Consider the following 13,632-nt stretch of genomic DNA (forward strand, 5'->3'; position numbering starts at 1 on the left):
GCACCCTGTCGGGTGCGAACCGGATCGCGACTTCGGGCAACAGGAAGCATGACCATGCGAAAACCCCCCGCCGGGCCCGTGCCGCCGGCGGAATCGCCTCCCGGCGTCACCGACGAGCACCTGATCGTCGAGTCGTTGACGACCCCCGAGCGGTTCGCGGTGATCTTCGACAGGTACGCGCCGGTCGTGCACGGCTACCTGTCCCGCCGGGTGGGCGCGCTGGCTGACGACCTGATGAGCGAGACGTTCCTGCTCGCGTTCCGCGGCCGCACCGGCTACACCCCCGGCCGCGCGCCGGTGCGGGCCTGGCTGTTCGGCATCGCCACCAACCTGGTGCGCCGGCACGCCCGGGACGAGGAGCGGCGGTACCGGGCGTTCGGCCGCGCGGCCGGGCACGTGGAGACGACCACCGAGCTCGGCGAGGTGGCCGCACGGGTCGACGCCAGGGCGTTGCGGGGAGAGCTGGCCGACGCGCTGGCCGCGCTGCCGCGCGAGGACCTGGACGTGCTGCTGCTGTGGACCTACCCGCAGCTGTCCTACGCCGAGATCGCCGCGGCGCTGGGCGTCCCGGTCGGCACGGTCCGCTCCCGGCTCCACCGCGCCCGCCGCAAGGTCCGCGCCCGGCTCGACGACCAACGGCTCTCCGCCGAGGAGATCGCATGAACGAGTTCACCGTGCTCCGGGAACACGGCCCCGAGCCGACCCCGCTGTCCGAGGACGTGCTGGCCAAGGCCCGCGCCGACCTGCTGACCGAGATCCGGGCCGCCGCCCCCACCGCGGCCGACGGGCCGGTCCGCCTGCGTCGCCGCACGGCGCTCATCGCGGCCGCCGCGGCCGTGCTCGTCACCGCCGGAATCGTCGCCACCGGTGGTGACGGCTCGCCGCCACCACCGTCCGCCGTCGGTGAGCCGCCGGTGCTCGTCGGGTTCGACATGCCGACGCTGCCCCCGGAGCTGGACCCGATCCCGGACGGGGTGACCGAACCGGGCTTCACCGCCGAACCCGGCTGGATCGCGGCCGTGTACCGCGACGCCGACCAGCGCCCCGGGGAGCAGTCGAGCGCCATCTACGTCAAGACCCACCGGAACCGGCCGAGCGCCGACGGCGGCCGGGACACGACCTACGCCGGCAAGCCGGCCGTGGTCGAGCGGGTCGAGCAGGCGGAGCCGGGGTTCCACTCGGTGTCCCTCACCTGGGAGCGGTCCTCCGGCCAGTGGATCACGATCACCGGCACCGGTGACTTCGCCGACGAGCAAGCCCTGCGCTCGCTCGCCGACACCCTCGTCGACACGGACGAGAGGGTGAGCCTGGCGATCAGCGTCGCGCCCGCCGGGTGGGAGCTGTACGCCTTCAAGGACGCCGGCCCTGACGGCGCCGGGGCGGTCACGTCGTTGCGGGACCCACGCGCCCCGGACCGCGTCCTCCACGTGAGCACCATGCTCGGTCTCGTGCCGAACTACGGCGAGGTCGTCGGAGGCGGCCCCGTGCCGGCCGTCCCGGTGTCCGTCGACGGCCGGCCGGGCGAACTCGTCCACCTGGCCGACGACCGGTGGATGCTGCAGGCTCCGCTGCCCGACGGGCGGGCGTTCCAGCTCCAGGTGCCGGCCGGGTTCACCGAGCAGCAGGTGATCGAGCTGGCCGAGGGTGTCGGCTGACCCGGACACCGGCGGACGGCGTCGCCGGTCACCGGGAACGGATCACCGGGCGCACCTGCTGACGGCCTCCACGGCCTGATCGACCTGCGCGGGCTCGACGAAGTAGTGGGGTGAGGCCCTCACCACCTCGGCGAGCCCGCGCCTGGTCATGTCCAGCAGCGTGGACGACGCCCAGCTGACGGTGACCGTGACGCCCTCGCGGGCCAGCCGGTCGCGCACGTCGGTGGCCGCCACGCCGTCCACGGTGAACGTGACGATGCCCGCCTTGCGCACGCCCGGGTCGCGCACTGTCACGCCCGGCAGCGCGCTCAGGCCGTCACGCAGCCGTCGCGCGCGCTCCCCCACCTCGCGCTCGATCACGTCCAGGCCCTTGGCCAGCGCGTGCCGTGCCGCCGCGATGAGCCCGAGCCGGTCGGCGACGCTCGTCTCCCAGATCTCGTAGACCCGCGCGTCGTCCCGCAGCCGGATGTCGTCCGGCGCGACCCACTCCGCGCTGTGCAGGTCGACCAGCCGCGGGTTCATGCGGGCGGCGGCCTCGCGGCGCACCACCAGCACACCGGTGCCGCGCGGCCCGCGCAGCCACTTGCGGCCGGTGCCCGAGATCAGGTCCACGCCCAGCTCGTCGGCGCGCACCGGCAGCTGCCCGATCGACTGGCACGCGTCCAGCAGCACGAGCGCGCCCACCTCGTGCGCCGCGTCGGCGACCTCGCGCGCCGGGTTCACCAGCCCGCTGTTGGTCGGCACGTGCACCAGCGAGACGAGCTTCACCCGCTCGTCCAGCATGTCCTTCAACGCGTCCACGTCGATCTGCCCGAACGCGTCCGACGGCACCGCCTCGGCGGAGGCGCCGACCTCGCGCGCCCGGCGCAGGATCGGGATCGCCGTGCCCGCGTACTCGGCCTCGCTGAACAGCACCCGGTCGCCCGCGGCCAGCGGCACGGCGTCGAACGCGGTCAGCCACGACCGCGTCGCGCTGTCGGTGAACGCGATCTCGTCCGGCGACGCGCCCAGCAGCTCGGCGAACACCCCGTACCCGGCCTCCAGGTCGGCCGCGCGCTCCTGCGCGGCGACGTACCCGCCGATCTCCGCCTCGCGCCGCAGGTGCCCGATCACCTCGTCGAGAACCTCGCGCGGTGGCAGCGACGAACCGGCCGAGTCGAGGAAGATCGTCATGGCGCCCCCTGGGGTCCGCGGGTTTCCGGTGCACTGTCGCCAACAGCATGCAACAAGACGAGGGCTAGCGGGGCGTCCACTTCTCCAGGTTCCACCACGGGCCCCACGACAGCGCGCCGTGCGCGTGCGGGTCCACGACCTCCTGGTAGCCGTTCCAGTTCTCCCGCACCACGTACGTGTGCCGTACCGACGCCAGCACCACCATGCCCGGCGCGGCCACGTACGCGCGCTGGAACTGCTTGTACGCCGCCGCGCGCTGCGCCGGGTCCAACGACGTCCGCCCGGCGTCCAGCGCGGCGTCCACCTGCGGGTTCGAGTAGCCCCACGGGTTGGGCGTGTGCAGCGGCTGGTAGGTCATCAGGTCCGGGTCGAACGGGGTGCCGCCGCCGTGCAGCAGGGCGTCCGCGCCCAGCCTCGGCGCGAGGGCCTCCCAGCTCAGCCCGGCCAGCTGCACGTCGATGCCGACCGCCTTGGCGTCCGCGGCGAACGCGGTGGCCAGGTCGGCGCGCACCACGTCGCCGATCGGGTACATCAGCGTGAACCGGGCGGCCACGCCGTCGCGCGCGCGCACGCCGTCCGCGCCCCGCACCCAGCCCGCCTGGTCCAGCAGCAGCTCGGCCAGCGCCTTGTCGTAGGCGAACCGGGCGCCGGTCTCCACGAACTCCGGCAGCGTGTCCGGCACCGGCGTGCTCACCACGGCGCCGTGGCCGCCGAGCAGGTTGTCCACCATGCCCTTGCGGTTGACCGCGTGGTTCAACGCCATCCTGATCGCGCTGTCACCCGTCACGGCGCCACCCGGCAGCGTGACGGCACGCAGGTCGGCGCTGCGGTGCGTGATCAGCCTCATGCCGTTGGCGGCGCTGAACGACGCGGCCAGCCGGGGCGGCAGCGCGGTGCCGTCGAACTCGCCCGCCTGCATCCGCTGGGCACGCGTGTTGTCGTCCGGCACGAACACCACGGTCAGCTTGCGGATCTTGGGCTCGCCGCCGAAGTAGGAGGCGTTGGCCTCCAGCACCATCCGGTCGCCCTTGCGCCAGTCCACCAGCTTGTACGGGCCCGTGCCGACGGCCCGCACGTCGCGCAACGGCCCGCCGAGCGCCTCGCTGGGCAGGATGCCGAGCACGAGCGTGTGCGGGAACGCCGCCCACGGCCTGGCCAGCGCGAACCGGACGGTGTGCACGTCCAGCTGCTCCACGCCGGTCAGCTCCGCGTACGCGGCCCGCTCGGTCGAGCCGGACGCCGGGTCCAGCAGCGCCCGGTAGGTCGCCACCACGTCCTCCGGCCCGAACGACGTGCCGTCGGTGAACTTCACGCCCTCGCGCAGCGTCACGGTCCAGCTCAGCCCGTCCGCGGCGGGCTTCGGCGCGTCCGCCGCGAGCTGGGGCCGCACCGAGCCGTCCGCGCGGTGCTCCACCAGCCCGTCGTACAGCTTCGACACGCCCTCGCGGCCGTAGCCGAGCAGCGGGTTCAGCGTGGTCGGCTCCATCGGGTCGGCCAGCACGAGCGCGCTGTTGTCCGACGTGCCCTCGGCGCTCGGTGTCGTCGCGCCCGTGCACCCCGCAGCGGCGAGAAGGGCTACGAGGAGCAGCGGGGGAAGGAGGGCGCGCACGAGACCCGACACTACCTAGAGTGGGCCACATGCGTGTCGCCCTCTGCCAGATCACCTCGTCCAGCGACCCGGCGGCCAACCTCGACCTGGTGCGCGCCGAGACCGCGCGCGCCGCGGCCGACGGCGCGCGCGTGGTGGTGTTCCCCGAGGCCACGATGTGCCGGTTCGGCGTGCCCCTGGGCCCGGTGGCCGAGCCGTTGGACGGCCCGTGGGCGGACGCCGTGCGCGACATCGCCGACGAGCACGGCGTGGTCGTCGTGGCGGGCATGTTCACGCCGGCGCCGGACGGCCGGGTGACGAACACCCTGCTGGTCACGGGCGGCGGCCACCACGTCGGCTACGACAAGATCCACCTGTTCGACGCGTTCGGGTTCACCGAGTCGCGCACCGTCGCGCCCGGCTCCGCGCCGGTGGTCGTGGAGGTCGACGGCGTCACGTTCGGCCTGGCGACCTGCTACGACGTGCGGTTCCCCGAACTGTTCCGGGCGTTGGCGGACCGCGGCGCGACGGCCGTGCTGGTGTGCGCGTCGTGGGGCTCGGGGCCGGGCAAGCGCGAGCAGTGGGAGCTGCTGGTGCGCGCGCGTGCGCTGGACTGCACGTCGTGGGTGCTGGCGTGCGGCCAGGCCGACCCGGAGGTCGACCACGGCGGCGCACCCACCGGTGTCGGCTACAGCACGGTCGCCTCGCCGTTGGGCGACGTGGTCGAGCAGTTGGCCGGCAAGCCCGGGATGATCATGACCACTGTGGACACGGAGAGTGTCACGCGGGCGAGGAACACCTTGCCCGTCCTGGCGAATCGTCGGCTCTGAGTTTCTTTCGGGTGGCCTTCCCTCACACGAACGGGTGGCAGCCGAATAGGTGGCCCTTGGCGCCGGGAAGCCCTTTGCGGGACGTATCACGACACGCGAAGGGGACGCTGGCCATGATCAACCAGGCCGAAGTGGACCGCCTGTACGACTGCGAAGTGATCGATGAGCACGGTGAGCGCATCGGCTCGGTCAAACAGGTGTGGCTCGATGATCGGGACGGACGGCCGATGTGGGCCTCGGTGCACACCGGCTTGTTCGGCCTCAAGGAGTCGTTCGTGCCGATCCAGGACGCGACCATGGGCAACGGCGTCGTCACCGTGCCCGTGGACAAGCAGCAGGTCAAGGACGCGCCCCGGATCGACGTGTCCGACCAGCACATGTCCGACAAGCAGCAGGACGAGCTGTACGAGTACTACGGCATGATCCCGTCGCACCGCTCCGGCGACCACGACCGGCTGCCGGGCGGGCGCTCGGAGACCAGGCCCATGCCGGCCGCCGGCCACACGTCCGGGCTGAGCCGCGGCGAGATGCGCGGTGGCGGGATGCCCGGCGAGACCCGTCCCGAGGGACGCGGCGTGGCGCGCGGCGAGAAGACCACCGCCACGGGACAGGCCGCGATGGGGCAGGCGGCCACGGGTCAGCCGGCCGCGGGGAAGCGCGCCCGGCACGAGGCCCGCACCGGCGACTCGGTCACCCGCTACGAGGAAGAGCTGGACGTCGGCACCCGCGACGTCGAGGCAGGCCGCGTGCGCCTGGTCAAGCACACCGTGACCGAGCAGAAGGACGTGACGGTGCCGGTGACGCACGAAGAGGTCCGCGTGGTGAGCGAACCCGCCGACGGCACGTCGACCGACCGCGCGTTCGTCGACGAGGAGGCCGAGGTCACCCTCCGCCGGCAGGAGCCGGTGGTGGAGAAGAAGGCCAAGGCGGTGGAGAAGGTCCGGCTGGAGAAGCAGGCCGTGACCGAGCAGGAGCACGTCCGCGGCGAGGTGCGCAAGGAACGGGTCGACGTGGAGCGCGACGACACGACCAAGCGACGCGACTCCTGATCAGGGCCGCGCCCGCGCCTGTGCCCCGGGCGCGGGCGGTTCCCTGCCCGTTCAGCGGCTCACCGCAGGTCCAGCCCGAGGTCGAGCGCCGCGGCGGAGTGCGTCAGGCCGCCGACCGCCAGGTAGTCCACGCCGGTCTCGGCGTAGGCCCTGGCCACGTCGAGCGTGAGCCCGCCGGACGCCTCCAGCGCGACACCGCCCGCCCGGCGCACCGCCTCCGCGCACTCGGCGGCGGTGAAGTTGTCCAGCAGCACGAGTTCCGCGCCCTCGGCGACGGCCTCGTCGAGCTGGTCGAGCGAGTCGACCTCGACCTCGCACGCCAGGTGCGGCGCGTGCGCGCGCACCGCGGCCAACGCCGCCCGAACCGAGCCCGCGGCCCGCACGTGGTTGTCCTTGATCAGCACCGCGTCGCCGAGCCCGAGGCGGTGGTTGACGCCGCCGCCGCACCGCACCGCGTACTTCTCCAGCAGCCGCAGGCCCGGCAGGGTCTTGCGGGAGTCGCGCACGCGCGCCTTGGTGCCCGCGACCTCGTCCACCCACGCGGCGGTGAGCGTGGCGACGCCGGACAGGTGGCACAGCAGGTTCAACGCCGTGCGCTCGGCGGTGAGCAGGCCGCGCACCGGCCCGCGCAGCACCAGCGCGGGCTCGCCGGGCACGGCCTTGTCGCCGTCCCGCCGCCCTTCCAGCACTTCCACGTCCGCGACCTGGCGGAACACCTCCAGCGCCACCGGGATGCCCGCGAGCACACCGGCCGCGCGCGGCGTCAGCTCCGCCACGGCCACCGCGTCCGCGGGCACGGTCGCCTCGGTCGTCGCGTCGGGTCCGTACCGCAGGTCTTCCGCCAACGCCGTCGCGATCACGCGCCGCGCGTCGTCCAGGTCGAGCCCGATGCCCGACCCCGCAAGCAGGTCTTCGGCACTCATGCCACTCCTCTCGCCACCACCGGATCGGCCAGCACCGGCTGGCCGGACGGGTTGAGCCGGACCACCTGGCTGCGCTGCCACCGCACGTCGTCCCGCTCGGTGAAGTCGGTGCGCACGTGGCAGCCGCGCGTCTCCTCGCGTTCCGCCGCCGCCGCGATCAACGCCCGCGCGGCCACGGTGAGCGCCGCGTCCTCGACCAGTTCCCGGCTGTCCAGCCGACGGTCCACAGTGGACAGGTCCAGCACCGACCCGACCACGGCCAGGCCCTCGGCGTCACGGCCGATCGCCGCGTACCGGGACATGACCCGCTGCAACGAGTCCCGGTCGGCGACCGGCGCCGTCGGCAGCTCCGCCACGACCGCGGCCGACGGGCGGGCCAGCACGCCCAGCGCCAGGTCCGCCGCGACCGCCTCGGCCGCCCGCGTGCCGACGACCAGGCCTTCGAGCAGGCTGTTGGACGCCAGCCGGTTCGCGCCGTGCAGCCCGGTCCGGGCCACCTCGCCCGCCGCGTACAGGCCGGTCACGCCCGTTCGTCCGTCCACATCGGACACCACGCCGCCGCAGGCGAAGTGCGCCGCGGGCGTCACCGGGATCGGCTCGCCCGCCGGGTCGACGCCCGCCGCGAGACAGGCCGCGTGCACCGTCGGGAACCGGCGCGCGAAGTCGGAGATGCCCGTGGCGTCGAGGAACACGTGGTCGTCGACGCCGCCGGGGCCGCCCGCCATGTGCCGGGTGATCGCCGCGGCCACCACGTCGCGCGGCGCCAGGTCCGCCAACGGGTGCACGCCGCGCATGACCCGCGCGCCGGTCGCGTCGACCAGCACCGCGCCCTCGCCGCGCACCGCCTCCGTGACCAGCGGGCAGCGGCCACGCGCGCCGCGCCCGGTGTAGAGCACGGTCGGGTGGAACTGGACGAACTCGACGTCCGCCGCCACCGCGCCCGCGCGCAACGCCAGCGCGAGGCCGTCGCCGGTGGCCACCTCCGGGTTGGACGTGGCCTGGTAGAGCTGGCCGAGGCCGCCGCTGGCCAGCAGCACGGCGGGCGCGCCGAGCACGCCGGGCACGCCGTTGCCGTCCAGCACCAGCAGGCCGCACACCTGGCCGAGCGGCGTGCGCACCGCGTCCACCGCGACGTGGTTCTCCAGCACCGGCACCCGGCCGTCGGAGGCCGCCGCCAACAGCGCGCGCTCCACCTCCGCGCCGGTCGCGTCACCGCCCGCGTGCACCACGCGGAACGCGCTGTGCCCGCCCTCCCGCGTGCGGGCCAGGCCACCGGTCGGCGCGGCGTCGAACACCGCGCCCCGCTCGCGCAACCGCGCCACCGCCGCCGGTCCGCCGGCGATGATCGCCTCGACCGCGGCCTCGTCGCACAGCCCGGCGCCGGCGACCAGCGTGTCGCGGACGTGCGCGTCGACCGTGTCGCCCTCGTCGTGCTCGCCGGGCAGCACGACGGCCACGCCGCCCTGCGCCCACCGGGTGTTGCCGTCCTCGCCGGCGGCCTTCGTCACCACCAGGACCCGGAGCCCCAGCTCACGCGCGCGCAGCGCCGCCGTCAGACCGGCCACCCCGGTGCCGACCACGACCAGGTCGGCGCGAGCCTCCCACAAGGGGGTGTTCATTCTCCGCCGCCGGGCTGCCCGATCTCGATCATGCGCTGCACCGCGCCCTGAGCCCGCTTCGCGGTCTCCAGGTCCACGTGCACCTCGTCCTTGTTCTCCCGCAGGGCCCGCAGCAGCGCGGCCGGGGTGATCATCTTCATGTACCGGCACGACGCCCGGTCGTTCACCGCGCGGAAGTCGATCTCCGGCGCGGCGCGGCGCAGCTGGTGCAGCATGCCGATCTCGGTCGCGACCAGCACCGTCTTCGCGCTCGTCCGCCGGGCCGCGGTGATCATGTCGCCGGTCGAGAGGATCTTGACCTTCTCCGCCGGGACGGTGCCCTCGCCCGCGAGGTAGAGCGCCGACGTGGCGCACCCGCACTCGGGGTGGATGAACAGGTCGGCGTCCGGGTTCGCCGCCGCGCGCTCGGCCAGCTCGGGGCCGTTGATGCCCGCGTGCACGTGGCACTCGCCCGCCCAGATGTGCAGGTTCTCCCGGCCGGTCTCGCGCTTGACGTGCGCGCCGAGGAACTGGTCCGGCAGGAACAGCACCTCCCGGTCGGCCGGGATCGACTTCACCACGTCCACCGCGTTCGACGAGGTGCAGCAGATGTCGGTCTCCGCCTTCACCTCGGCCGTGGTGTTGACGTAGGAGACGACGACCGCGCCGGGGTGCTCGGCCTTCCACGCGCGCAGCTGCTCGCCGGTGATCGAGTCGGCCAGCGAGCAGCCCGCCCGCTCGTCCGGGATCAGCACGGTCTTGTGCGGCGCGAGGATCTTGGCGGTCTCGGCCATGAAGTGCACGCCGCAGAACACGATGGTGGACGCCTCGCTCGCCGCCGCGATGCGGCTGAGCGCCAGCGAGTCGCCGGTGTGGTGGGCGATGTCCTGGATCTCGGGCAGCTGGTAGTTGTGCGCGAGGATGACCGCGTCCCGCTCGCGCGCCAGCTCCAGCACCTCGTCACGCCAGGCGGCGTCCGGCGCGATGCCGTCGTAGGCGCCGTCCGAGGTTCGCTCCACATAGGCGGTAGCGACCATGGGTTCCTCCCTTGAGCCAGGTTTTCGCCTATCGGTCGAAAACGTGGCCGATAGTATCAGCCGAGTGGGACTGGCGGGACATGAGGTGTTGGCCGCGGTGCTCCAGGTGAGAGCCGGATCACTCCAGGTCATGCTGTGGGAGCGCGCCCGGGAACCGCACGCTCACCGCTGGTCACTGCCCGGTGGCGGGCTCGGCGACGACGAGGACGTCGAGGCCTCGATCCGCCGTCAGCTGGCCGAGAAAGTCGACGTGCGACAGTTGTCACACGTCGAGCAGCTGGCCGTGTTCAGCAACCCCTCGCGGGTGCCCGGACCGCGGGTGGTGGCGACCGCGTTCCTCGGCCTGGTGCCGTCGCACATCGACCCCGTGGTGCCGTCGGACACGACGTGGCACCCGGTGGACGCGCTGCCCGCGACCGCGTTCGACCACGAGGCGATCTGCCGCCGTGCCCGCAACCGGCTCGCCTCGAAGCTGTCGTACACGAACCTGGGGTTCGCGTTGGCCCCGCCGGAGTTCACCATCTCCGCGTTGCGCTCGCTGTACTCGGCGGCCCTGGGCTACAAGGTGTCGGCGACCAACCTGCAACGCGTGCTGGCGCGGCGGGGGCTGCTGGAGCCGACCGGCGGGACCGTGCAGCCGGGGCCGTCCGGTGGCAGGCCGGCGGCGCTGTTCCGGTTCGTGTCGGGGGAAATGCGGATCACTGACCCGTTCGCCGTGCTGCGGCCACCGTCCGCCCGTAGCTTGGGTTCGTGACGACGACCCTCCCGCTGTTCCCGCTGGGCACCGTGCTGCTGCCCGGGGCGTCACTGCCGTTGCACGTGTTCGAGCCGCGCTACCGGCAGCTGACCGTCGACCTGGTGACGGGCGCGGTGCCGGAGCGGACGTTCGGCGTGGTGTCGATCAAGCAGGGGTGGGAGGTCGGCGCGGAGAACGTGGAGGCGTTGTCCGACGTCGGCTGCACGGCGGTGCTGGAGGAGGCGCGGCGGCTACCGGACGGGCGGTACGACCTGACCACGAAGGGCGGTCGGCGGTTCCGGCTGCTCGACGTGGACGAGGACAGCGCGCCGTACCTGGTCGCGTCGGTGCAGTGGCTGCCGGACACCGCCGCTCCGCCGGAGGTCGAGGCCGTGCTGCCGCTGCTGGCGGAGAGCGCGCGGGCGGCGCACGGCCGGTACCGGCAGGCGGCGTACCAGAGCGTGGGGCGTCGGCCGCCCGGTCCGGACACGGCGTTGGCCGACCTGGCGTACGCGTTGGCCGGCGACTGCCTGCTGACGTTCGAGGACCGGCAGCGGCTGCTGGAGGAGACCTCGCCCGCCCGGCGGCTGCGGATGGTGCGGAAAGTCCTGCACCGGGAGGCGGGCATTCTGGACGCGTTGAGCGCCGTGCCCGCGCCGTTGTCGGAATTGGGCCAACTACCTCATCGCAACTGACCCGTCAAGCGGGCGGTGTAAGATGCAGCGAATGAACACCATGCGCGCGCTGCTCGGACTCGACCTCCCGTTGATCGCGGTGAGCTTCGCCGACGACGACAGTGCCGGGGCGGCGGCGGAAGCGCGTTCCCTCGGGGTCGACGTGGCCGAATTGCGCATCGACCGGTTCTCGCGGACCGATGTCGGGCACGTGGTCGAGCAGGTGCGCGCGTTCGAAGGGCTGCCCGTGCTGGCGACCGTGCGCTCGGCGGCGGAGGGCGGCGGGTGGAGCGGTGGCGAGGCGGCGCGGCTCGAGCTGTTCCGCGAGGTCGCGCCGCTGGTTGACGCCGTGGACGTGGAGCTGTCGTCGCGGGAGGTCGTGGCGGAGGTGATCGCCGCCGCGCACGCGCGCGATGCGTTGGCGATCGTGTCGTTCCACGATTTCGACCGCACACCCGATATCGGTGAGCTGGACGCGATCGTGCGTGCGGCGAAAGACGTCGGTGCGGATATCGTGAAGATTTCCACGATGGCGAACAGCGGTGCCGACGTGAAGACGCTGGCGTCGTTGTTGGTGAATTCGGACAGTGACACGGAAATGATCGTGATCGCCATGGGCGCGGTCGGCACCGCGTCCCGCATCTTCTTCCCCGCGCTCGGTTCGCGGTTGACCTACACGTTCATCGGCCACCAGCCGACGTCGGGTCAACTCGATTACGCCGAGACGTCCCGGCTCATCCGTCAGTTCTACCCGGGGTACGACCGCAGGAGCGCGGTCGACGCCTGAACTCCCCCGGGCCGGACGCCGCTGACCGGCCGCTGACGGCGAACCGATCTATACGGCACCACGAACGTGGACGCCCTTCCCCACCGGCAGGTTCGCCGAGTATCTCTTCGGGACGGTCAAGCCCGGAGGAGAGCTGATGATTCTGCTGGCCGCACCACCAAGTCCGATCGGTGCCCACCCCATGCTGGTCTTCCTGCTCCAGCTGACCGTCCTGCTGGGGGTGGCGTTCGCGCTCGGCAAACTGGCGACCCGGCTGAACATGCCCGCCGTGGTCGGCGAGCTGACCGCGGGCGTGATCCTCGGCCCGTCGCTGCTGGCCCACGCGCTGCCCGGCCTGTCGAACTGGCTGTTCCCGTCCGACGCCGAGCAGATCCACCTGCTCGACGCGGTCGGGCAGCTCGGCGTGCTGCTTCTGGTCGGCTTCACCGGCATGCACATCGACATGAAGCTGGTGCGCCGCAAGGGCAGGACCGCGGTCTACGTGAGCCTCGGCGGCCTGCTCATCCCGCTGGTCCTGGGCGTCGGCGTCGGCGTGCTGCTGCCCACGACCCTGCTGTCGGGCGACAAGGGGGACCTGGCGTTCGCGCTGTTCCTCGGCGTGGCGATGTGCGTGAGCGCCATCCCGGTGATCGCCAAGACGTTGGTGGAGCTCAAGATCCTCCACCGCAACATCGGCCAGCTGACCATCGGCGCGGCGGCCGTGGACGACATCGTGGGCTGGTCGCTGCTGTCCGTGGTGTCCGCGATGGCCACCACCGGCCTGCGCGCCGGGCACCTGGCGCTGACGATCGGCAGCCTGGTCGCCGTGCTGCTGCTGACGCTGCTGGTCGGCCGCCCGGTGGTCAAGGCCGGTCTGACGATGGCCAACAAGTCCTCCGACCCGGCGGTGACGATCGCGATCGTGGTCGTGATGCTGCTGGCGTGCGCCGCGGGCACCCACGCGCTGGGCTTGGAGCCGATCTTCGGCACGTTCCTGTGCGGCATCCTGATCAGCACCTCGGGCATCCTCGACCGGACGAAGATCGCGCCGCTGCGGACGTTCGTGATGGGCGTCCTCGCACCCATCTTCTTCGCCACGGCGGGTCTGCGGATGGACCTGACCCTGCTCGCCGAACCGCAGGTGCTGCTGTCCGCGGCGGTGGTGCTGGTCATCGCCATCGTGGGCAAGTTCGTCGGCGCGTACCTTGGCGCGCGACTGGGCAAGCTCAACCACTGGGAAGGGCTGGCCCTGGGCGCCGGGCTGAACGCGCGCGGCGTGATCGAGGTGATCGTGGCGATGGTGGGCCTGCGCCTGGGCGTGCTCACCACGGCCGGGTACACGATCATCGTGCTCGTCGCGGTCGTGACGTCGCTGATGGCGCCGCCGATGCTGCGCTACGCCGTGAAGCGGATCGAGACCACCGACGACGAGCGCGAGCGGGAGAAGCTGTACGCGGCCTCCTCGCAGCCCGGCTGAAACACCCACACCGAACCACCCACGACGACGGGGGCTCGCCATCGCGGCGGGCCCCCGTCGTCGTGCGCCGGGTGGGCGTGGTCGCGCGGACTACCCGAACGAGTGTTGATTCGTCCTATTGCCCTC

13 protein-coding genes are annotated in these 13,632 nt (G+C 72.9%); 8 read left to right on the forward strand and 5 right to left on the reverse strand.

What is annotated here, in order from left to right:
* Positions 1-54: 54 nt before the first annotated feature.
* A complete protein-coding gene (locus LNK82_RS29625; RefSeq protein ID WP_230570173.1) occupies positions 55-663 on the forward strand; it encodes an RNA polymerase sigma factor in 609 nt (202 codons plus the stop codon).
* Positions 660-1,655 (forward strand): hypothetical protein, encoded by a 996-nt coding sequence (locus LNK82_RS29630; RefSeq protein ID WP_230570174.1) that lies wholly within the window; start codon positions 660-662, stop codon positions 1,653-1,655. The genes LNK82_RS29625 and LNK82_RS29630 overlap by 4 nt, the downstream gene beginning before the upstream one ends.
* 42 nt (positions 1,656-1,697) lie before the next feature.
* Here the strand turns inward: LNK82_RS29630 and LNK82_RS29635 are convergent, their stop codons facing one another.
* Both LNK82_RS29635 and LNK82_RS29640 read right to left on the reverse strand, forming a co-directional pair.
* Positions 1,698-2,828, reverse strand: coding sequence for an aminotransferase class V-fold PLP-dependent enzyme (locus LNK82_RS29635; RefSeq protein ID WP_230570175.1), 1,131 nt, complete (start codon positions 2,826-2,828; stop codon positions 1,698-1,700).
* 64 nt (positions 2,829-2,892) lie between these two features.
* Positions 2,893-4,437 (reverse strand): ABC transporter substrate-binding protein, encoded by a 1,545-nt coding sequence (locus tag LNK82_RS29640; protein WP_230570176.1) that lies wholly within the window; start codon positions 4,435-4,437, stop codon positions 2,893-2,895.
* 29 nt (positions 4,438-4,466) lie between these two features.
* Between LNK82_RS29640 and LNK82_RS29645 the strand changes: the two genes are divergently transcribed.
* On the forward strand, positions 4,467-5,246 hold the full coding sequence (locus LNK82_RS29645; RefSeq protein ID WP_230570177.1) for a carbon-nitrogen hydrolase family protein: 780 nt from the start codon (positions 4,467-4,469) through the stop codon (positions 5,244-5,246).
* Positions 5,247-5,359: 113 nt separating this feature from the next.
* On the forward strand, positions 5,360-6,295 hold the full coding sequence (locus tag LNK82_RS29650; RefSeq protein ID WP_230570178.1) for a DUF2382 domain-containing protein: 936 nt from the start codon (positions 5,360-5,362) through the stop codon (positions 6,293-6,295).
* A gap of 59 nt (positions 6,296-6,354) precedes the next feature.
* Here LNK82_RS29650 and nadC read toward each other — a convergent pair whose 3' ends face one another.
* From nadC to nadA, 3 genes are read right to left on the reverse strand one after another with little or no spacing between them, the layout of a single operon-like run.
* Complete coding sequence (nadC, locus tag LNK82_RS29655; RefSeq protein ID WP_230570179.1) at positions 6,355-7,218, reverse strand: carboxylating nicotinate-nucleotide diphosphorylase; 864 nt, start codon at positions 7,216-7,218, stop codon at positions 6,355-6,357.
* Positions 7,215-8,837 (reverse strand): L-aspartate oxidase, encoded by a 1,623-nt coding sequence (locus tag LNK82_RS29660; protein WP_230570180.1) that lies wholly within the window; start codon positions 8,835-8,837, stop codon positions 7,215-7,217. The genes nadC and LNK82_RS29660 overlap by 4 nt, the downstream gene beginning before the upstream one ends.
* The gene (gene nadA / locus LNK82_RS29665) at positions 8,834-9,853 is read right to left on the reverse strand and encodes a quinolinate synthase NadA (protein ID WP_230570181.1); all 1,020 of its coding nucleotides are present in this window, start codon (positions 9,851-9,853) and stop codon (positions 8,834-8,836) included. The genes LNK82_RS29660 and nadA overlap by 4 nt, the downstream gene beginning before the upstream one ends.
* A 97-nt stretch (positions 9,854-9,950) precedes the next feature.
* On the opposite strand from nadA, the gene LNK82_RS29670 reads away from it, so the two are divergent.
* The 4 genes from LNK82_RS29670 to LNK82_RS29685 all read left to right on the forward strand — a co-directional run bounded on the left by LNK82_RS29670 (position 9,951) and on the right by LNK82_RS29685 (position 13,506).
* Positions 9,951-10,607 carry an NUDIX hydrolase gene (locus tag LNK82_RS29670; protein WP_308257306.1) on the forward strand — a complete coding sequence of 219 codons (657 nt, stop codon included), beginning with the start codon at positions 9,951-9,953 and terminating at the stop codon, positions 10,605-10,607.
* Positions 10,604-11,284, forward strand: coding sequence for an LON peptidase substrate-binding domain-containing protein (locus LNK82_RS29675; protein WP_230570182.1), 681 nt, complete (start codon positions 10,604-10,606; stop codon positions 11,282-11,284). Before LNK82_RS29670 ends, LNK82_RS29675 begins: the two co-directional genes overlap by 4 nt.
* A 79-nt stretch (positions 11,285-11,363) precedes the next feature.
* Positions 11,364-12,050 carry a type I 3-dehydroquinate dehydratase gene (aroD, locus tag LNK82_RS29680; RefSeq protein ID WP_230570183.1) on the forward strand — a complete coding sequence of 229 codons (687 nt, stop codon included), beginning with the start codon at positions 11,364-11,366 and terminating at the stop codon, positions 12,048-12,050.
* A 136-nt stretch (positions 12,051-12,186) separates the two neighbouring features.
* Positions 12,187-13,506, forward strand: coding sequence for a cation:proton antiporter (locus LNK82_RS29685; RefSeq protein ID WP_308257308.1), 1,320 nt, complete (start codon positions 12,187-12,189; stop codon positions 13,504-13,506).
* Positions 13,507-13,632: the final 126 nt, after the last annotated feature.

This window comes from Saccharothrix luteola (assembly GCF_020859565.1).
Lineage (GTDB): Bacteria > Actinomycetota > Actinomycetes > Mycobacteriales > Pseudonocardiaceae > Actinosynnema > Actinosynnema luteola.